This is a genomic window from Chitinophaga qingshengii (assembly GCF_014529935.1).
GTDB lineage: Bacteria > Bacteroidota > Bacteroidia > Chitinophagales > Chitinophagaceae > Chitinophaga > Chitinophaga qingshengii.
The window spans coordinates 1,886,337-1,905,136 of record NZ_JACVFC010000001.1 but is presented as its reverse complement, the minus strand read 5'-3'; the positions used below and the strand labels follow the sequence as shown (position 1 = coordinate 1,905,136).

Genomic DNA, 18,800 nt, shown 5'->3' with positions numbered 1-18,800 from the left:
ATGGGAATGTTATATGTGGTCCCGGCTATCCCGGTCTGCTATCTGATGGAGTATGTCCGTTGCAACAGACTTTTCATAATCCGCTATGTCATCATCCGGCAGTGTATGCATAACGTTGAGCAGGTGTTTTCGGGCTGCTGCTGTTTCGCCGTTGATAAACAATAGTTCCCCCAAAGCGCAGCTCGCCCGGATAAAGAGCAATGGATGCTGCTCCTGGTCAATATGGGTAATGATGTCGTGCAGGATACCGGATGCTTCTTCTGTTCTTCCAATATCTAAAAGACGTAAAGCCTTCTTGAACTGATTTTCCGGGTTGATGATATCCATATCGTTTAACAAAATTTCTTCTTACAACCGTTATAAAGATGCGTTTGTAAAATACTAAATTTTCTGATGTTGCAAGAAAAGCCGGCAGCCTTGCATACCAATGGGATGCAGGACTGCCGGAGAATTAAAGGGGTTTAATTTTTTATAAAGGTAACAGCGCTGTTCCGGTTGTTGCCATCGCCACTGATCTGCAGTATCCAAACGCCGGCAGGGAGACGGCTTACATCCAGTTGTACGGTATGGTAGCCGTCATGCGCGGAGGCATACGGTACCTGTTGCACTGGTTGTAAGGTGGTACTGTTAAGAATAGAGAGATAAAATTTTCCTCCTGCCGGTGCGGAGAATTTCACGTTCAGCACATTGCTGGTAACCGGATTGGGATACACGGTAGCCGCAGGGCTTGCAGCCTGACTGATAGCTGCTGCGCCGCCGCAGTCCCGTATATAGGTCCAGGGCTGCCCGGCTCCGCTGTTCTGGTCCGGCGGATTGTTTTGTGTCCACCAGTTGGCTTTATAGATTTTGTTTTTATACACCGCCTGGTCGTTGGCCGAATAGGCTTTGGAAGATAACCATGCTGCAATGCCGCTGCAGCCGGTATCTGTCCGGGGCCCGCCGGTGCACGCGCCCAGCAGTTCCCAGGTGTCGCTGGCTCCGGGTACGCTGGCACTGCCGGCCCACCATTTATTGCGATAGATATTGTTGTTATACAGCACAATATTTCCTGCGGTGGTATAGTTCTGGGAAGCCTGCCACTGCGGAAGATTGGCGCATCCTTCAAAAGTATTGCTGTTCCAAACGGCAAAACTGATGGTGGTAGCAACGGTATCCAGTCCATTTCGTATACCCTTTGCCGTGGCAGTGTATTTATTATAGGCCGGCGGCGTCCATTGTATGATCGAATCATTGAACAACTGGCCGTTGACAATAATCTGGACTTTACTGATCTCACGACGGGGATCATTTTTGGTAACGGCCAGGGTAACCGGTCCTAACGACGTGGTGGAAAGGATGCCATTGGCGGGTTGTACGAAACGAATGGATGTAAGGCTGGCACATTCACCGTTGTCAACGGTGAACCGGGGCATGCTGGCACATCCGCAGTTGGCGGTGTTGTTACCGCCATTGAGTTCCAGGCTTACCTGTTTGATAGTAGCATAACGCTGATAGTGCGCGATGCGGCTCTGCGCTTTGGTATTCTCTTGTCCGCTGCCGCATTCGAGACCACCATTGATGATGTTGATGGTAGCGCCAAAACCGGGTTTCATACCGGCGGTTTGTTGTGCCGGTGTGGGTGTCCATTTACCGGGAATCATTACATCATGGCAGGATGGTTTGGGGTACTGCGGCGCCATCCAGAACCAGATACCGGTTTCAAAGGCAATGGCGCCATCTTGTATCACCTTTTCGGGATTGGCGAGCAGGATGTTTTTGTCGCCGAATATCAGCTCACTGGCCTGACCGTAGTTGTAGTTGTAGCTGAGCTGGATAGGACCCCGGCCATGATATGACTTACCCGGGGCAGGCGGATAAATGGTGTTGGTCTCATCCCGGTACCCGATGTTGTTGGTGCCTTCATAACCTTGTTCTTCCCGGAAATACAATCCCCAGGCGTATTGCCCGCCTGGTGCGGTAGGCCATCCGCCGGTTGTTTCCTGGGATATGTTGGCCAGAAAGGCTACCAGCTCCCTTTTACGGGCGTTGATATCGCCTTCTGCCACAAAGGTGCCATAGTCCAGTACCTGGGTAATAATGGCGAGCCCGTTCCAGGTAGGATCATTAAAACCCGGATCTGTTCTGATCACGGTAGACACGCCCGTGGTTTTGTCGGTACGGGTGATCCGGTAATAATCAGTGCCGCAGCGCCTTTCCAGCAGCACTTTCACGTTGGACATACGCCTTACTGCTTCCACGAAATTGGCGTAGGAATAGAAGTCCTTAGCCGCACTGGTGGGCAGGGTACCGGCGCCGGTACGATCATCCGGATTAAAACGGTGTGGAAAAAGTACATCCCATTCTGCCGCACTGATCAGGGCGGCAACCGTAGTGTCGGCAGGGAGAGCAGATTTGCTGTTGGCTGAAGTGTGTGACCAGCATAACAGGCATAGTAATACAATAGAAATCAGCGGGGGGATTTTCATAACCAGCTATGTTTGAAGGGTGGAAAAATACCCCTCAAACTACAATCCCTCCTTGCTACTATACAGCAGCCCTAACGGAAAAGTATAATCGTTACAGGTAAAATGAATATTGCACAGATCACTGCCGTACAGTGGCTATTGCACTGTTGCCATTATAAAATGCAACCGATAATCATTAGTAAATAGTGAAAAAAGTATGGAAAAATACATGGCTGGGAAACGGGTGGGTAAAATCGTATACTTACCATGTGAATGGAGGACATCGGATTAACAAAAAAGTGATATTTTCGCAGTGATAAAACCTATATAGAGAATGATAGTTAACCCCACTACCACGGTTTACCGGAAACAAGTCGTTGAAGGATTTTCAATTCCGGCCATTATTCACAATGGCAGCTACTTTTTTGTGGATATAGCTGTTTATGCCGATGGGAGAGTAGATTGCTGGAATTTTGAGGACCTCGAACACTTTAAAAAAGATGTTAAAAGGGGCTGGGTGGAAGTAGCCATCCCGGACAATGAAGCCATCTCCATCCATGGTCTTGGCAGCTGGATCATCACCAATGGCTCCTGGCTGTTTAACAGGGATAGTTTTATTGATTATGTTTTATCGTTGATAAAAACACTAAATCCCCGCATGGAAAACATCTACCAATACCGCGAAAAGATGGTGGGTAATGTCAGGATAGGGGATAGCGCCAATGGTTCCATCTACAAGGAACATAAAAGAAGTGCAAATGATTTGTTTCCGGATAAGATAGGCGGTCAGGGCATCCACTTGTTTTACAAGGTGGCAGATGCGTATTATCTGATCAACGTGGTGGTTTTCTCCGATCTTACTATTGGCCTGCATCGGCTGGAAAACACGGTCAGCCTTACCTTACCCGAATTCGAGGAACTGATACAAAAAGAAATCATCATTGCTGAAATCCCTGACCAGGCCCGGGTACATATTTATGGCCTGGGAAGTTTTACAATCCTGAAGCGTCAATACAGCAACGATATCCAGGAAAAATTACTGGAGGTAAAAGACATGATCAGGGAGATAAAAGGGGAGCCCTCCAGCATCGACGTTTGCAGGGCAGCCTACCAGCAATACCTTGATCAGCCAACGCAGGAAAATAAGGAACTGTTGCGGACCAGTTATGAAAACGTGCCGGATCATCAGAAAATGTATGTCGGTGATATGGACACCAAAGATGTGGCGGTGAGAATGATCATTTATGGTGACCAGGAAATTGAAAACTGGTCGCACTACCGGGTGGCAAAGGCCAGGAACGAAAAATTACCCACGATTAACGTACCCAAACCTACCGATGAAAGTGAATCATAGTTGGAAATTCATCATAGCATTGCTGCTGTTACAACAGCAGGCATGGGCGCAGCAGGTATTTCAGGTGGATAGTGTGGACGTGTTGGACCTGCATAAAGGACGTATGTCATTTTTTAAGGCAGATAATCGCCCTGGAATTTTTCGTTTAAAAGAGATCGGTATCACCCTGAAACCTGCCTGGGACCGCCGGGAAGATGAACGAAACACAACCTCGGTTATCGAGGTTGACCGTGACTATAAGTGGCAGGATACCGCAGGGTGGGCGAGCGGACATCGCCTGTTGCCCGTAAAAGATATTAAACCCATGCCGGTAAAGGATCTGCTGGGTATGCTCAGCAGTTACCGGTGGGAGAAACCAATAGCAGACACCCGGGACGAAGACGGCCCTGGGAAGGAATGTTTTTCAGCCTTTAATCAATTTCTTTTCGGACGGCAGACATATCGTTATACTGTTAACCGGCAAGGTTTTGGCGCCTATTATACCAGCGAAAAAAAAGATACGGGAAGACAGTGGCGGGTATCTGATGCCTCGCTGTGCACTTACTGTGTGCTGGATATAGGGAACAACAGGCATATTATTGCCCTGATAGATAAATTAGGCGATATAGCGGGATATATCATTCCGGAGCGAAAGGGGATGACCATTTGTTGGGAAGATACCGATTTCAGTAACGGTACCCTGGTAAAACAGGACACAAGGACCTTTTTGCCCGGTGATCCGCTATCTCAGGAACTGCAGGAGTTTTACCGTATCCGTACCCTTGCCGGTCATCGGCAGCAGCTGGAAGACCTTTGGGGTAATCCGGTATTGCCGGGCGTGTATGATTCCGTTTTTTTCAACAAACATTTTGTTATCACCCGGGATAACACCGCCGGCGGCGTACAATACACTGTTTATAACGATGGGCTGAAACGGCTGCCGGTATCGGGCCGTATCCGCCAACTTTATCCGGATCACTATTATCTGCAGGGACTGATTGGTAATAAGCCCGTCTACCTGGATAACACCGGTAAAATCATTGATACACCGAGGATAGTGATTGGTTATAACGTATGCGGTACCGTTAACTCCTACAGTTATCAGTTAACAAACGGAACTTATGGCGTAACCGCTACCCTGGGCGGATTTGCCCAGGAACACGAACATAGTAAGGCCGTGATTTTCGATGGCCTCCCGGCTGGTACCACCTTGTGTTTCATCAATGGCAGTGATAAAACGGCATTCGATGATAATGATATGTTCATCCGGGGGAATGCCATTCCGCCGCTATGGATACTGATACAACAAAATAATAAATGGGGGATCGCCACTTTTGATGAGCGAAATGCTGACTTCGGCAGGCATGAAAAGCCCCGGGACAGTATACGCCTGAACAATGACAGTTACGCCAGGTACCGGTACCGTTATGCGCCTGCACATGATACCCTGATACCCGTTTTAGCGGTGGTTTATGATAGTATCGAAAAGACAAATGGTAACGTACCCGCGTTACGTATATACAAAGATAACCTGGTCGGTTATTTCCCTATCACCCAAGATGCGCATTACAGTTCCCTGGGGGAAAACAGCGGATATTTTATCCGCTTTACATTACCCAACGGGAAAAAGGGGTGGCTGGATAAGCGGGATGGTAAAGAATACCCGGATGAATAACCAGTCTTTATGGAATCAGACCTTCCCTGCATCTTACACGGAAAAACGACCATATGTTTAGATTAACCCTGCTATGTTGCCTCCTGTTGACGGGTGTGAAAGTATATCCTCAGCGTGCCACGATTCATGTATTGGTAGCCCTCTGTGATAACAAATACCAGGGCATCGTAAAAGTGCCCGCTAAGATCGGGAATGGACAAGATCCCGCTAATAACCTGTACTGGGGCTGCGGGTATGGGGTGAAGACCTTTCTGAAAAAACAGGCCGACTGGCAGTTTATCAAACAGGTGTCTCATCCCGCTGACAATATATACGAACGTATTATTTTAAGGCACCGGAAAAGCGGTACCTACCTGGTGGCTGACGCCTATGATGGCGCTAAGATGAAAGAAACCGTTACCGATTTCCTGGACTATGCGGCGGGGCGAAAAAAGACCGGTATCGTCGTCGATTCCGGGACGGTGCGTATTGGCGGATATGCAGGGCTGATCGTGTTTGTAGGGCACAATGGTCTCATGGATTTCACCCTTCCGGTTACTCCTGCCAAAAGTGATAACCAGTCCAGGGATGTCGCTATTTTCGCCTGTGCCGGCAAACCCTATTTTTATGAGAGCATCCGCAAAGCTGGCGCCCAACCGCTGATCTGGACTACGCACCTGATGTCGCCGGAGGCCTATACGCTGGTGCCGGTGATCAATGGATGGGTACAGCAGGAGAAGCCCGCTGTTATCCATGAACGGGTAGCACAGGCTTATCAGCAATATCAGCGATGTGGTATAAAAGGCGCGCGGAAATTGTTTGCCACCGGGTGGTAATATATCAAATTTAATAAAAATTATATGTATAAGTGTTGACAATATTCAATATAATTGTTATTTTTAAATTTTATTAACCTATTACCTAACACTATGCAGCAAGTCTACACGCCCCCTGCCCCGGGCGGCCTCTTTTCTTCTCCCAGGTTGAAGTTTATTGGTAACGGCGGAACCTATTTCGGTATCCTGATCGTCAACGCACTGTTATGTGCTATTACCTTAGGCCTTTACTATCCCTGGGCGAAAGCCAAAAAATTAAATTATCTCTACCAGTCCACCACCCTGGAAGATTCCAGCTTTACCTTTAGTGGTACCGGAAACGAGATGTTCAAAGGTTTCATCAAAGCCATCGGGTTGTTGATCGGCTTTGGTATTATTATAGGCATCCTGATGAGGGTGCATGTCGCGCTCGGCATTATCGCGTACCTCGTTGGGATAACGCTGCTATTGCCTTTTGTTATTCACGGCGCCAGCCGCTACCGCTGGTCCAGAACATCCTGGAGAGGTATCCGCTTCGGATACCGTGGCGACAGGTCCGCTTTCGTGGCCCTTTTTATTAAAGAATTTTTACTGACAGTAGTTACCCTGGGCTTCTATGGCTCCTGGATGGTCATCAACCTGCGGAACTATATTATCAGCAATATCCGTTTCGGAAGCGGTGAGTTCAAATACAAAGGCGATGGCTGGGATTTCTTCGTGCTCAATATCAAAGGCTACTTCCTGACGATCATTACCCTGGGTATCTATGGCTTCTGGTGGCAGGCTGATGTTTTCAGATATTATATCGATCATATGACTTTATCACAGGGTGACAGATCCTATACTTTCCGCTCTACTGCTACCGGTGGTAAGTTTTTTGGCGTGATCCTGCTGAATATGCTCATCATCATTTTCACCCTGGGTATCGGATATGCCTGGGCTGAGGTGAATATGTTTAAATTCATCGCTGAAAATATTGAAATTGAAGGCGATGTGGTGCTGGAACAATTATCTCAAACGGAAGAGGAATACACCAATGCTATGGGCGAAGACCTGGCGGACTTCCTCGATCTGAGCATCATCTAAGCAAACAGGCCATGTATCCCGGAAAATATTTCGATAATAAAACAGCTGCGCTGACTACCGTAGATATTCAGTTCTACCAGGAATACCTGGAGTTCAGGATGAACAGAAACGGGGTACGCAGCCGTCTTTCCTGGCTGTATAAAGAAATCAATGTACAGTCGGTGAACGGTAAGCAGTTGCGCATCAGCACAGCTGCCGAAGGCGGGTTGGAAATAGATGATCCGGAATGCATCAGCGCCTTTTCAAAATTATATTACGCTAACCGGGGCTACTCCGTTCATGAATGGTTGCTCCGGTTAGGTAATAAAGCGGTATATACCGTCGCCCTGGTACTGTTACTGATTGTGGGCCTCTGTTATTTTGTGGTATTACCTATTCTTGCTGACCAGGTAGCCCAAACGCTCCCTCGTTCTTTTGATAAAAAACTGGGTGAGCTGGCCCAATCCACCCTCGATGAAACGACAGATACCGCTGGCAGTAAATTACTGACGGCGTTCGCCGGTAAGATAAACTGGGAAACACCGGATACGCTTACCTTTTCTGTTAAGTCCAGTAAAATTGACAATGCCTATGCCTTACCGGGTGGCTATATCGTTGTGTATGATGCATTGTTGAAAAAAATCAAAACGAAAGAAGAGCTGGCGGCCCTCTTAGCACATGAGGTCTCGCATGTGAAGTTCCGTCACTCCACCCGTAAGCTGTGTAAAGACATGAGCACCACCTTGTTGCTGGATCTGTTTCTGGGCGGCATGGGCGCCTATTCCGGCCTGTACAAAAATGCCAATACCCTACACTCACTGAGCTATTCCCGGAAGTATGAAAAAGAAGCCGACCTGGAAGGCCTTACCCTGCTGAAAGACAACAAAATCGACCAACATGGCATGTTGCATTTAATGGAAACACTATCTTCCATCAAACAACCGGTCAATATGCCTACCTTTTTAAGCAGCCACCCCCTCACCAAAAACAGGATTAAATATGTCGACAGACAAATAAAGAAACATCCTGCTCCTGCTGTACAAAACGAAGACCTCGAAAAAGCTTTCAGAAAATTAAAGGAATTATATCCTTCCTGATAAATATAAAAGAGGCTGTATTATATTGATAATACAGCCTCTTTTATATTTATATATACTTACTTTTTACGCTTTTTTCCCGTATTTTCTACAGGCCAGATCATAATAGATCCATCATCAAAACCCATGCGAAGAATAGCCTCTTCAGTGCCATGGTTGACAGTTGCATCCAGCGGTCCATCGCTCTTGGGCACAAATTTTTCATCAAACAACGTTTCGTAGATCTTAAGCAGCTGCGCTCTTTTACCGGCTATTCCAATATGCAGTACTTTTCTGGTATCTTCATCAAAGTCGTAAAAAACACGGAACTCCCAATCGTCTTTAAACCAATGGATAAAGCGGCCATCGCCCTTGCTTTGCTGGTCAATTTTAGCAGAAGGTACCAGGCCAATTACCTTTCCTATTTTTTCACTTACACGGGGTATATCATCCACTGAAATGCCCAGGTAGTTGCTGTAGCTGATGGGAGCTGCCGAGGCTTTTGCCTTCACCTTCTCCTCATAAGCGGAAGCTTTTTCTTTAGCCTTTTTCTTCTCATAGGCCTTTCTGGCTTTTGGTGTCATCATGATCTTGATGGACCCATTCGATAAGCCACTTTCCATAACTACATCTTCGTCGCCACGGGTAAGATCGGCACTTTTCCTTTCAAAGCGTTTTCCTAACTGAAACTTCGGGTCAAAAAGTGCCTGGTAAATTGTCTGTACCTCCGAACTGGCTCCCACTATCGTTATCCCGATGATTTCCCAACTATCTTCATCTACGTCGTAAATTACCTGAAATTTGGGTTTGTCACCATCCAGTTGAGACTCATCGGTTTTAAACCAATGAATAAACTGGCCATCACCTTTGGTTCGCTGCTCCGGGTTACCAACCGGTATCCGCCCCGCCAATTTGCCTATCGTTGCACTTATCTTTCCTACTTCATCTGTGGAGGTACCCAAATACTTCCCACTGCTGGTAGGAGCTTTTATATCTCCGGACTGGGCTATGGTTTTATCACATGCCAATACTAAAATAGCGAGTATCATGAACCGCCACATAACTGAAAAAGGTTTCATTGTCAACTGATTTATCGCGCAAAGATAAAATAAAGATAGTTTTGTACCTATTGCGCCCGGTTTCTCTCCTCTTCATTACCGAAATCCCGTTGTTTTACCCGGATACTGTTTTTGCCAAACTTATAACTGATGGAAATCCTTCCCCCGCGGCTATCTCCATAGGTACGCACGGTGTTCTTCACGGCATTGGAATAATAGGTGATGAGCGGACGTTGGGCATTCAGCAGATCTTCGCCGGTAACTGTCAGCGTCAGCTTTTTATGCATCAGCAAAAACTTCATCGACACATCCAGGATATTCAAAGAGGCAATATGAAAGATCTGGTAGCGGCCCGGTAACTGTAAGGCGTAATTAACCCCCAGGAAAACAGATTTCGACCGGTTGAGTGTAAAGTCATTGTTGGTGTAAAAATAACCGTTGTAGCCATCTGTAGATTGCACGAAGCTGGTTTTGGATTGAACGTTCTGATAGTTTACGTTAAAGCCTGTAAGGCTGTTCCACCAGGACCACCGGTTTAAATTATAAGAGGTGGAAAACCCAATCTGATAAGTATTGGCATAGTTGACAGGCGTGAGCCTGGTAATATTGGTGGCGTTATCCACAATCGATAATTCCTGTCCAAAGTCGGTTACCCTGGAATAGTAAACCGAGTTAACCCATTGCTGGCTTTTTACATAGGAAAATTCCAGGTTATCGATATAGGACGGTTTTAAGAACGGATTGCCTTCAGCATAAAAATAAGGGTTGCTGCGAACCACAAACGGGTTCAGATAGTCAAAATCCGGTCTGCGAATCCTGCGGCTGTAATTGAGCGAGAAAGAATGATTGTCATTGGGTACATAGGTAACATATGTTGTTGGAAACAGTTTGATGTAATGGTTGTTGTTGGTCTGGTCCAGGTTTTGGGAGTACCCTTTGGTTTGGGTGGCTTCCATTCGCATACCTGCCTGGGTTTCCCATTTATCGGTTATTTTTTTGCTGGCGGAAAAATACAATGCTTCGTTGTACTCCTTGTAGTTAAAAACATTGGATTGATCCGTATTTAATACAGGCGTTCCCGTATGATGGTCGTATACAATGAGATCGTTGTTGGTGTTGGTATAGGATACCCGGCCACCCAGGCTGAGGTTGGCCCATTTATACGGAAGTGTTATATCTGTTTTGGCTGCATAGTTGTTGATGCTGTTAATATTGGTATTGGCTGAAGAAAAGAAGCTGCCCGGAATAATATTTTGTTTATGATCCAGCTCGTTCCCGGAAAAGAAACGGTTGTCGGTTTTCCGGTAATTAAAGCAGTCAAAGTCGACCGAAATGCTCTTCCCTGTGGTATCCAGTGCAAAGGAATGGTACCAGTTAAGGGCATTCATCTGTGGTTGGTTACCGGCATTTACAGTGGAGGTAACAAAACCATCAGCGGTTCCGGTGGTGTTATTAAAGCGGGTGGTAAATGGTTGACTGCCGGATGTCCGGTCTGTAAAGCTGCCCAGGTATTTGAAACCTGTTGTCCATTTGTTGGTCAGCTTATAGTCAACACCAAGGCCGGCGCTCATTACATCGCTTTCGGACCTGGTACGTGTTTCCTGCATCCAGCGCTCGTTGGTGTAGAATATCTGATTATCGGAAGTGGTTAATAATTGTTGTTTTCCTTTGGAGAAAGATGCCTGTAATGACAGTTTGTTATGATTATAGTTGAATAATCCCTGAAGGTTTCCACTGGCATAGGTCTTCTGCGTATAGGATGCGCCGATGCTGGCATCCCAGGTATTAGCCTTCGCCTTTTTCAGTTTGATATTGATTAATCCGCTGTTACCTTCCGCTTCATATTTAGCCGGCGGTGTAGTAATGACCTCTATGCTTTTGATATTATCCGCCGGGATGGATTTCATCAGCGTAACCAGGTCTTCCTGCGACATTCTCTGCAAACGGTCGTCTATCATCACCAGCACTTCCCCTTTACCCACTATGGAAACGTTATCGTTCTGTACCCTGACGCCCGGCGTAGATTTCAGCGCATCCAGGGCGTTGCCGCCGGTAGGCATGACGGCATTTTCGATGTTAAAAACCAGGCGGTCGACTTTTTGTTCGAAGATTTTTTTCCGGCTGGTAATGGTGACGCCCTGTAACGCGGTGCCTTCCTGTATTTCGATGACGCCCAGGTCCATATCCCGGTCCAATGCGACTGCTTTGTTCAGGTATTCTTTCCCAAATTGTTTGATAATCAAACGGTAGTTATCTTTCCCGGCTTTCATGGAGAAATGGCCCAGAGTATCGGTCATGGCTTGTTGTACCGGCACGGAGTCATTTTTAACCAAAGTGACGTACATAAATTCCATAGGCGTTTTTTGTTGGCCGACAACTTTTGCTTTGATAGAAAACTGCTGGCTGAAAGCATAGACATAATTCAGCATGATGGCCGATAAAAGGATAATCCGTTTCATGTGTTGTGAGTTAAATTGTGACACAAAAATCACCGGAATGGATACCTTAAACTATTTTTATCGACAAACCCCTCCGGTTGATCGACAAACCCGATTTCATAGCTCTCTCAAAATCAATACTTTTGTAAAAAGAATACGATGTTGTATAAAGGGACACTATCAAAAAAGGCTGAACTGGTCATCCACCTCCTGTTTTGGGCGCTGGCAGCCTATGCCACTTTTGTAAAAAGCCGCTTCCGGGTGGAATGGGTTGTCCCCGACCTGTTTTATACAACCTACCTGATTGTATTTATCAGTACCTTTTATTTTCACTATTTCGTAGTGATGAAGCAGGTGTTCAGATCGTTTCAATGGAGGAAATTACTGGCCGGGATATTCATTTCCTACCTGTTTTTTACCGGGTTGAGATGGTTGACAGAGCAGGTGGTTACGGCCCTGCTGTTTAACAAGACCAATTATACCGATCCCACTTTTATCAACTATATGCTGGACAACCTGCAGTATAGCAGTATGCCCATTATCTTCAGTTCTTTGCTGTGGTTTGGTATTTATTTCATCCGCCTTTTGGAGTATAATAAAGCCATCCTGGAAGAGAACAAGAACATCGAAATTAAATTCCTTAAGGCGCAGATCAACCCGCATTTTGTATTCAATACCCTGAATAATATTTATTCCATGGTTTATTTTCAATCGGACAAATCGCTGACCGCCATTGAGAAATTGAGCCAGGTGATGCGGTTTACCACCTACGAATCACAAAAGGAAAAAATCCAGTTGCTGGATGAAATCAATTATATCAATGCATATATTGAGTTGGAGCAATTGCGGCACCAGGAAGCCGGCTATATTCATTTTGTCAGCGATATTGCCCGGGAGAATATACAGATACCGCCCTATATGTTGTCGCCTTTGGTGGAGAATGCTTTAAAACATGGAACCGCTTCCAGTAAACATCCTATCGATATCAGTATTACGGCGGATAAGGAACGGCTCTTTTTCCGGGTAAAAAACGAAATTGGAGCACAAAAAAAAGACAAGCTGGGCGGCATCGGGCTCGATAATCTGAAAAAAAGATTGGAAATCCATTATCCTGGTGCGCACCAGTTACATTTAACCAATGAAGCGAACTGGTTTACCGCCGAATTGTCAATAAAACTACCATGAAGAAAAAAATAAATTGTATCATATTGGATGATGAGCCATTTGCCGTAAAACTCATCGCAGACTATGTGTCAAAGCTTCCGCAGTTCAATGTATTGTATGCAGATAGTGATGTGTTTAAAGCCATGGAGGTGTTGAACAGGGAGACGGTAGACCTGATTTTCCTGGATATTCAGATGCCACAACTAACGGGTATTGAGCTCATGCAGCTTTTTAATCAAAAACATAATTTCATCATCATCTCTGCTTATCCTGAATATGCACTGGATGCGTATCAGTTTCATGTTATCGATTATTTATTGAAGCCCGTTACCTTTAACCGGTTTTACCAGAGCATAGAGAAGTATAACCGCTGGCAGCAAACATTTCAGAGCAATGATACAGATGACTTTTTGTTTGTAAAAGCCGACCGGAAACATTACAAAATTGCGCCTGATTCGATTTTATATATCGAAGGACTGAAGGACTATATCCGTATCCACACCAGCGATGAAAAAATTATGGTGCTGGAAACGATGAAAGATATATTGGATAAGCTTCCTGCCAGTCAGTTCGTGCGTATTCACCGTTCCTATATCATACCCCTGAATAAGATCAAAGTCATTGAAGGCAATCAGATACAAATGTCTGACGGGACCTGGCTGCCTATTGGAGAAACCTACCGGAAACTGGTCAATGAATGGGTAGGCCGGACTTAGTAAATCAGGTTGATTTTCCCTCGTCAGACGCCGTCTGCCGTGCCGATAAAACTATGATGACAGTATAATAATGCTTAACTTTGGGTAAAGAAAGAACACCCCATCTCACCGCTTTTTTAGTTTGCCTGGCTTAACGTATTATTTACCATTTAGAATCAATTATTATGAGAAAGATATCCCTTTTCGTAGCAATTGCTATTCTAGCAGCCTGCAATTCCGGTACTAACGAATCCAATACGGGAACTGCTACCACCTCCGGAGCCGGTTCGGAAAAGCAGGAAAGCCTGAATTATCCTTTTACGGCGAGTTATTCTTCGGATTTTGAGATCGGCAGCACAAAGAATGTACAAACACTGCTCAACGTGTATCAACATTGGGATAACAACGTACTTGACAAAGCAATCCCTTCTTTCGCAGAAAATGATACCATTTTTTTCGCTGACGGCGGTATGTTTGCCGGCAGCAGGGATAGCCTTTTTGCGGTGGCAAAAAAGATGAGAGAACCGCTGGGCATGCTCATCGATTCTATTCATGCGTGGGTGCCTCTCAGAAGTAAGGATAAGAAAGAAGATTGGGTGATTGTATGGACCCGGCAGATTTCAACGGATGCCCAGGGAAAAAGAACAGCCACAGAGTTGCAGGAAACCTGGCGTTTTGATAAAAACGGGAAGATTAATTTGATGTATCAATACGCACAGCAACCTCCCAGGATGCCGAAAAAATAACAGGGATTGGCGCATAATCACCTATCTTTGCGCCTCTTTAAGCCACCCTGCGGGGTGGGAGGCGCGTGTATATGATCGATATTGAAGCGGACGCTTATCCCGCTGTAACAGAACAGGAACAACAAACAGATACTGCTTTTTGTCGTTTTACGGACCAGGGCGCTGCCCGGTTGATGGCTGAATCGCTTACCTTCAGCCTGGATGGAGACATGCACCCACTCTGTGAAATAGCAGTTGCTGAACTTCAGCAATATCTGGCGCTGCAAAATGAATGGAAACATAACTTCGGCCTGGATAACGACGGTAATGGTGCCGTGATCGGTAAAATGTTCGGGGTGCTGGTAGTCCGGACACAGTCTGGTATATTGGGTTATCTGTCGGCATTTTCCGGTAAACTGGCTAATAAAAATCATCACAATGGCTTTGTGGAACCGATATTCGACGGACTGGAAGCCGGTGGTTTTGTGAATGCCGGGATGATCCGTTTATCAGACATCAACCGTGAAATTGACATGCTCTGCCGGGAAGATGCCGTTCGCCATCAGCCGGCTATCGCACAGTTGAAGGAATTGCGTAAAACCCATTCCACCGGCTTGCAACGGAGGATTCTGGAACAATATAACTTCCGCAACAAGGCCGGCGATGTAAAGAATATGGTAGACATTTTTACTGCCCGCGGCTATAAGCAGCCACCAGCCGGCGCCGGCGAATGTGCCGGCCCAAAATTACTGCAGTACGCCTTTCGGCACCAGATGGAACCTTTAGCACTGGCCGAGTTCTGGTGGGGTTTATCGCCTAAATCAGCCACGTGGAAACACGGCGCCTACTACAAACCCTGTAAGGAGAAATGCGCGCCGATCCTCGATTATATGTTAAGCTAACAGTTCATTCAAAAGTTGATCCATCCTACGTATCTGGTTGCAGGACCTGGTCTTATTACTATAGGGCGGCTCCTTCCTTCACTTCTAACATCAATTATCTGGCGGTTGCCTGTCCTGATTGAGCTAACTCATTTATTATAACAAAAGCGCACCCCGGTGCGCTTTTGTTATTTGTGCGGAGCCGTCTTCTGCAAATTTTTTTTACGCTCCGCGCAATCACTGTTTAGGTACTGGTGGTAACCACTCACTGGCAGAGGGTACCGTACGGCCTCCGGGACCGGCATTGTTTCCATTCCCATCCTGCGTCATCTGCCAGTTCAGCGTATACAGGGTATGCCACATATCCACATTAATGGCGGCAGCGGGAATATTGGGCGTGGTAACCAACAGGCTGCCTGCCGGCGCATTTTTACCATATTGATAAATACTCATGCTATAGTCACCCGGCGCTTCGCCGGCATTGTTATAATATAGTACGAACAAAAAAGTCGATAGGTTATCACCCACAGCTACCAGGTCCAGATAGGTGACGTTTGCAGGCAGACTTAACATCGGAGAAGGCTGGTTGCTATCGGAGAAACAACTCACCGGCTTTCCGTTCAGGTCAAAAGCCTGTATCCTGGCAAGATTGAGGCCTTCGGATAACAGTTGCTCCAACACGAGTATAGTTCCATCATAAGAGCAGGTAATGGCCACCGGCGTAAACAATAATCCTGCCCTGCCATTGCTGCCGTTATAATCCAGTGCTTTTCCGGCAAAAGTGAGCGCCATGGGAATGTTACCATCTGGTAATCCTCCGTCCGGCGCCAGGGGAGTGATCATCATCTTGCAGTTTTTCCTATTCACCGCAATGGCGTGTTTACCAGGATGCAGGGTAATAGCATCCGGGAAGTATTGAAACCTTCCATAACCGGGCTGCCCTGCAGACATGTCAAAGGTGCCGGACGTATCGTCCAGCTTTACTTTCCGCAGATAATATCCGCCATCCTTATAAGGATCATTACCTGCTTTCCGTGGATCGATATAATAACTGCCCAAATCAGGGAAGGCAGGATCCGGTTCCGGATTACCATTTTTATCTAACTGGAACATACCATCCTGCATCAGGAATTTGGGCGGAAAACAATCATATACCAATTGCGATAGTCCCGAAAAGGCACAGGTGGGAAATTTCACGTTTGTCATCGGTAGCTCCGGAATATTCACATTCAGGAAGGCATATAACTGGCCGGTAGCATGGTTGGAACAATCTGTAATGCCCAGCCCGGAGGCTTTATAGGAAAGTCCGACCATACCATAACGCTGACTGATAGCGAGTCCCATCCATGCGGAGATGGCATTGCCGGTTTGACTGTTATTCGCATTGGCCAGCGTAGCGGTAGGTGGTTGAGATTGCGGTATCCAGCTGTATTGCCCGGTATAGCCCAATATGGCCGTATGTTGATAAATGGAATGACTATCCAGCGGGATAGGTTTTTGCAAAAGATATAAGGTGATATTGGCGGTGTTGTCTTCATTATTCTCCAGGACGCCGGTGGTGGCTTTTCCTGCCATCCAGTCGTCAATGTAAAAGTCCACTTCAAATTTTACTTTACCGCCAAGCGTATTGCTGAAACTGGTGCTCAGCACCGGCGGATAGCTGGAAGGGTCCAGCGGTACCGGTTCAGAGGTAATGGCGGCCCTGTTCTGGCTCTGGTAAATCATCTTGGCAATGTAACTGGCCCTGGAGCCGGAAGGTACTGCCGGGAAGGCGCCACGGCGGGGGTCCGGATGAATGGTAAGACTGCTGGTGATAGTCGTGGAAATATTATTGGGAATCATATACGGACAATTCACCAGTTCAATAATGGTTTCCGACATCTGCATCACATCAGCGGCAATATTGACCGCCAGTATCACCCATCCGGCAAAGGGGATTTCATCTTCTATGACGCCTTCCGCCATTTGTTCTTCACACCATCCCAGGAGTGCGGTGACGGATTTATCAAAGAGAATTTGACCGAGGCTGGAGATAGCACTCCAATCTATCTTTTTGTTGACAATACCATCATATCCGATCATTCCTCCGAAATATGCCAAACCAAGTACTACAGCTGCTGCAATCAACTTCGGTTTTTTCAGGAACAGATACAGCGGTTTATATGTTTGGGCAGCAACTCCAAAACCCATGAATAAAGAGGGGACCACAAAATTTACCAGGCCGGTGGTAACAGCTCCGATAACCATGCCTTTCCCAAAGTTGAGACAGCCAATACCAAAACCGCCACCATAGATAATGGCAGAAACAGCGCCATCCGGGAACGTGAATTTTACCACCAGTTGACCGGGAACAGCGGACACAATAACACCTTTAACGGTATCCACGGCACTCACCCATCCTAAATAGCGCAAGTCAGGTCTATCCAGTTTAACCGCATTGATCACCTCACTGGCTAATGCACCGTCATCCGGGTACCAGTTGGGGGTGTTCATCGCATTACCATCGGCATCCAGGAACTGAATATACGCGCCCAGACAACGAACGTAATAATTGCTCAGCGTTAGTTCCACCTGGCGTTTCCCCGAGTCCACCACCTGGATGCTTGCTTGCAGGCCATAGGTTTCCGTTGTATCGGCCAGTGCGGCTGTCCAGTTATCATCTGCTGATAGTTTTGGGAGATAAACACCTTGGTCTTTAGCCACGTTTTCACCGGCAGACTGAACACTGTTGCCTGTTTGAGCATGCCAGCAGGCCCCTTTCAAGCGCGGATCGTTTTTAGTACTGACCAGCACGGCTGTCATCGGGTCACCGGCTTGCTGCATAATATCATCCGTAGGAACGAGTGCTTGCTGTGTTCCTAAATCTCCTGCATTAAAATCTACATAATGCGCCCATCCGGAATCCGTAGCCGGGGGACCGGCAGCCTTCATCGCAGCGGCCAGGTTCGAAATTAAAGCATAGGTATCGGCCGCTTTGAACTGGTCCATATGCTCCTGTATGCAGGCAGCTGCCGTTGCATCCATCGAATTCAAATCGCAATGGTGGGAGATAAGTGTTTTGGCTGTCTCCACATAATGGGTGACATGCGATTTAACGGCAGTATGCTCACTTTGCGCCGGTGTAACCAATATTGCTACATGATGAATACCATTTTTGCCGGGCAATGTTTTTGTTTTATTCTGATGCCGGATAGAATAGCGGATGACTGAACCATAGGGGACTTCAACAGGTTGCGCCGTATAATGGGTTAACTCACTGTCTTTAAATTTCTCCAGGGAAGGAAACTGTTTCCTTGCATCAGCAAGGGTTTCAGCAGTATGCTCCACGAGCGGATATTGTTTCCCTGCAATATATACCCGGTAATCTTCACCGGGCAATCTGTCGGATAGATCTGAATGAAAAATATATAACTGCGCAGCAGATTTTTGGGTAGACATAAGAAATGGTTTTA

At 46.5% G+C, this 18,800-nt stretch carries 14 protein-coding genes; 9 read left to right on the top strand and 5 right to left on the bottom strand.

The window, feature by feature from the left end; all coding sequences use genetic code 11:
- Positions 1-9: 9 nt before the first annotated feature.
- Together ICL07_RS07215 and ICL07_RS07210 are read right to left on the bottom strand one after the other, a co-directional pair.
- Entirely contained in the window at positions 10-327 is a 318-nt protein-coding gene (locus ICL07_RS07215) for a hypothetical protein (protein ID WP_188087245.1), read from the bottom strand.
- Positions 328-461: 134 nt separating this feature from the next.
- On the bottom strand, positions 462-2,465 hold the full coding sequence (locus ICL07_RS07210) for a glycoside hydrolase family 19 protein (protein WP_223151768.1): 2,004 nt from the start codon (positions 2,463-2,465) through the stop codon (positions 462-464).
- 313 nt (positions 2,466-2,778) lie between these two features.
- Here ICL07_RS07210 and ICL07_RS07205 point away from each other — a divergent pair, with 313 nt between their 5' ends.
- The 5 genes from ICL07_RS07205 to ICL07_RS07185 all read left to right on the top strand — a co-directional run bounded on the left by ICL07_RS07205 (position 2,779) and on the right by ICL07_RS07185 (position 8,408).
- Positions 2,779-3,798, top strand: coding sequence for a DUF7638 domain-containing protein (locus ICL07_RS07205; RefSeq protein WP_188087244.1), 1,020 nt, complete (start codon positions 2,779-2,781; stop codon positions 3,796-3,798).
- Positions 3,782-5,452: a hypothetical protein gene (locus ICL07_RS07200; RefSeq protein WP_188087243.1), complete on the top strand. Its 1,671-nt coding sequence runs from the start codon at positions 3,782-3,784 to the stop codon at positions 5,450-5,452. Before ICL07_RS07205 ends, ICL07_RS07200 begins: the two co-directional genes overlap by 17 nt.
- 53 nt (positions 5,453-5,505) lie before the next feature.
- Positions 5,506-6,267 carry a hypothetical protein gene (locus tag ICL07_RS07195; protein ID WP_188087242.1) on the top strand — a complete coding sequence of 254 codons (762 nt, stop codon included), beginning with the start codon at positions 5,506-5,508 and terminating at the stop codon, positions 6,265-6,267.
- Between the two features lie 93 nt (positions 6,268-6,360).
- Positions 6,361-7,332, top strand: a complete 972-nt coding sequence (locus ICL07_RS07190) for a YjgN family protein (protein WP_188087241.1) — start codon at positions 6,361-6,363, stop codon at positions 7,330-7,332.
- A gap of 11 nt (positions 7,333-7,343) precedes the next feature.
- Positions 7,344-8,408, top strand: a complete 1,065-nt coding sequence (locus tag ICL07_RS07185) for a M48 family metallopeptidase (protein WP_188087240.1) — start codon at positions 7,344-7,346, stop codon at positions 8,406-8,408.
- 59 nt (positions 8,409-8,467) lie between these two features.
- On the opposite strand, the gene ICL07_RS07180 is transcribed toward ICL07_RS07185, so the two are convergent.
- Positions 8,468-9,466, bottom strand: a complete 999-nt coding sequence (locus ICL07_RS07180) for a hypothetical protein (RefSeq protein WP_188087239.1) — start codon at positions 9,464-9,466, stop codon at positions 8,468-8,470.
- A 47-nt stretch (positions 9,467-9,513) separates the two neighbouring features.
- Complete coding sequence (locus ICL07_RS07175) at positions 9,514-11,904, bottom strand: outer membrane beta-barrel family protein (RefSeq protein WP_188087238.1); 2,391 nt, start codon at positions 11,902-11,904, stop codon at positions 9,514-9,516.
- A gap of 138 nt (positions 11,905-12,042) precedes the next feature.
- Between ICL07_RS07175 and ICL07_RS07170 the strand changes: the two genes are divergently transcribed.
- From ICL07_RS07170 to ICL07_RS07155, 4 genes are all read left to right on the top strand, one after another.
- On the top strand, positions 12,043-13,068 hold the full coding sequence (locus ICL07_RS07170) for a sensor histidine kinase (RefSeq protein WP_188087237.1): 1,026 nt from the start codon (positions 12,043-12,045) through the stop codon (positions 13,066-13,068).
- Positions 13,065-13,763, top strand: coding sequence for a LytR/AlgR family response regulator transcription factor (locus ICL07_RS07165; protein WP_188087236.1), 699 nt, complete (start codon positions 13,065-13,067; stop codon positions 13,761-13,763). The genes ICL07_RS07170 and ICL07_RS07165 overlap by 4 nt, the downstream gene beginning before the upstream one ends.
- A gap of 164 nt (positions 13,764-13,927) precedes the next feature.
- Positions 13,928-14,488 carry a hypothetical protein gene (locus ICL07_RS07160; RefSeq protein WP_188087235.1) on the top strand — a complete coding sequence of 187 codons (561 nt, stop codon included), beginning with the start codon at positions 13,928-13,930 and terminating at the stop codon, positions 14,486-14,488.
- A 71-nt stretch (positions 14,489-14,559) separates the two neighbouring features.
- Positions 14,560-15,369 carry a pseudouridylate synthase gene (locus ICL07_RS07155; protein ID WP_188087234.1) on the top strand — a complete coding sequence of 270 codons (810 nt, stop codon included), beginning with the start codon at positions 14,560-14,562 and terminating at the stop codon, positions 15,367-15,369.
- A gap of 216 nt (positions 15,370-15,585) precedes the next feature.
- Here the strand turns inward: ICL07_RS07155 and ICL07_RS07150 are convergent, their stop codons facing one another.
- Positions 15,586-18,786 carry an NHL repeat-containing protein gene (locus ICL07_RS07150; RefSeq protein WP_188087233.1) on the bottom strand — a complete coding sequence of 1,067 codons (3,201 nt, stop codon included), beginning with the start codon at positions 18,784-18,786 and terminating at the stop codon, positions 15,586-15,588.
- Positions 18,787-18,800 lie beyond the last annotated feature (14 nt).

Coding starts and splice junctions, on each gene's coding strand:
- ICL07_RS07215 (WP_188087245.1), bottom strand. CDS start 327: ATGGATATCATCAACCCGGAAAATCAGTTCAAGAAGGCTTTACGTCTT.
- ICL07_RS07210 (WP_223151768.1), bottom strand. CDS start 2,465: ATGAAAATCCCCCCGCTGATTTCTATTGTATTACTATGCCTGTTATGC.
- ICL07_RS07205 (WP_188087244.1), top strand. CDS start 2,779: ATGATAGTTAACCCCACTACCACGGTTTACCGGAAACAAGTCGTTGAA.
- ICL07_RS07200 (WP_188087243.1), top strand. CDS start 3,782: ATGAAAGTGAATCATAGTTGGAAATTCATCATAGCATTGCTGCTGTTA.
- ICL07_RS07195 (WP_188087242.1), top strand. CDS start 5,506: ATGTTTAGATTAACCCTGCTATGTTGCCTCCTGTTGACGGGTGTGAAA.
- ICL07_RS07190 (WP_188087241.1), top strand. CDS start 6,361: ATGCAGCAAGTCTACACGCCCCCTGCCCCGGGCGGCCTCTTTTCTTCT.
- ICL07_RS07185 (WP_188087240.1), top strand. CDS start 7,344: ATGTATCCCGGAAAATATTTCGATAATAAAACAGCTGCGCTGACTACC.
- ICL07_RS07180 (WP_188087239.1), bottom strand. CDS start 9,466: ATGAAACCTTTTTCAGTTATGTGGCGGTTCATGATACTCGCTATTTTA.
- ICL07_RS07175 (WP_188087238.1), bottom strand. CDS start 11,904: ATGAAACGGATTATCCTTTTATCGGCCATCATGCTGAATTATGTCTAT.
- ICL07_RS07170 (WP_188087237.1), top strand. CDS start 12,043: ATGTTGTATAAAGGGACACTATCAAAAAAGGCTGAACTGGTCATCCAC.
- ICL07_RS07165 (WP_188087236.1), top strand. CDS start 13,065: ATGAAGAAAAAAATAAATTGTATCATATTGGATGATGAGCCATTTGCC.
- ICL07_RS07160 (WP_188087235.1), top strand. CDS start 13,928: ATGAGAAAGATATCCCTTTTCGTAGCAATTGCTATTCTAGCAGCCTGC.
- ICL07_RS07155 (WP_188087234.1), top strand. CDS start 14,560: ATGATCGATATTGAAGCGGACGCTTATCCCGCTGTAACAGAACAGGAA.
- ICL07_RS07150 (WP_188087233.1), bottom strand. CDS start 18,786: ATGTCTACCCAAAAATCTGCTGCGCAGTTATATATTTTTCATTCAGAT.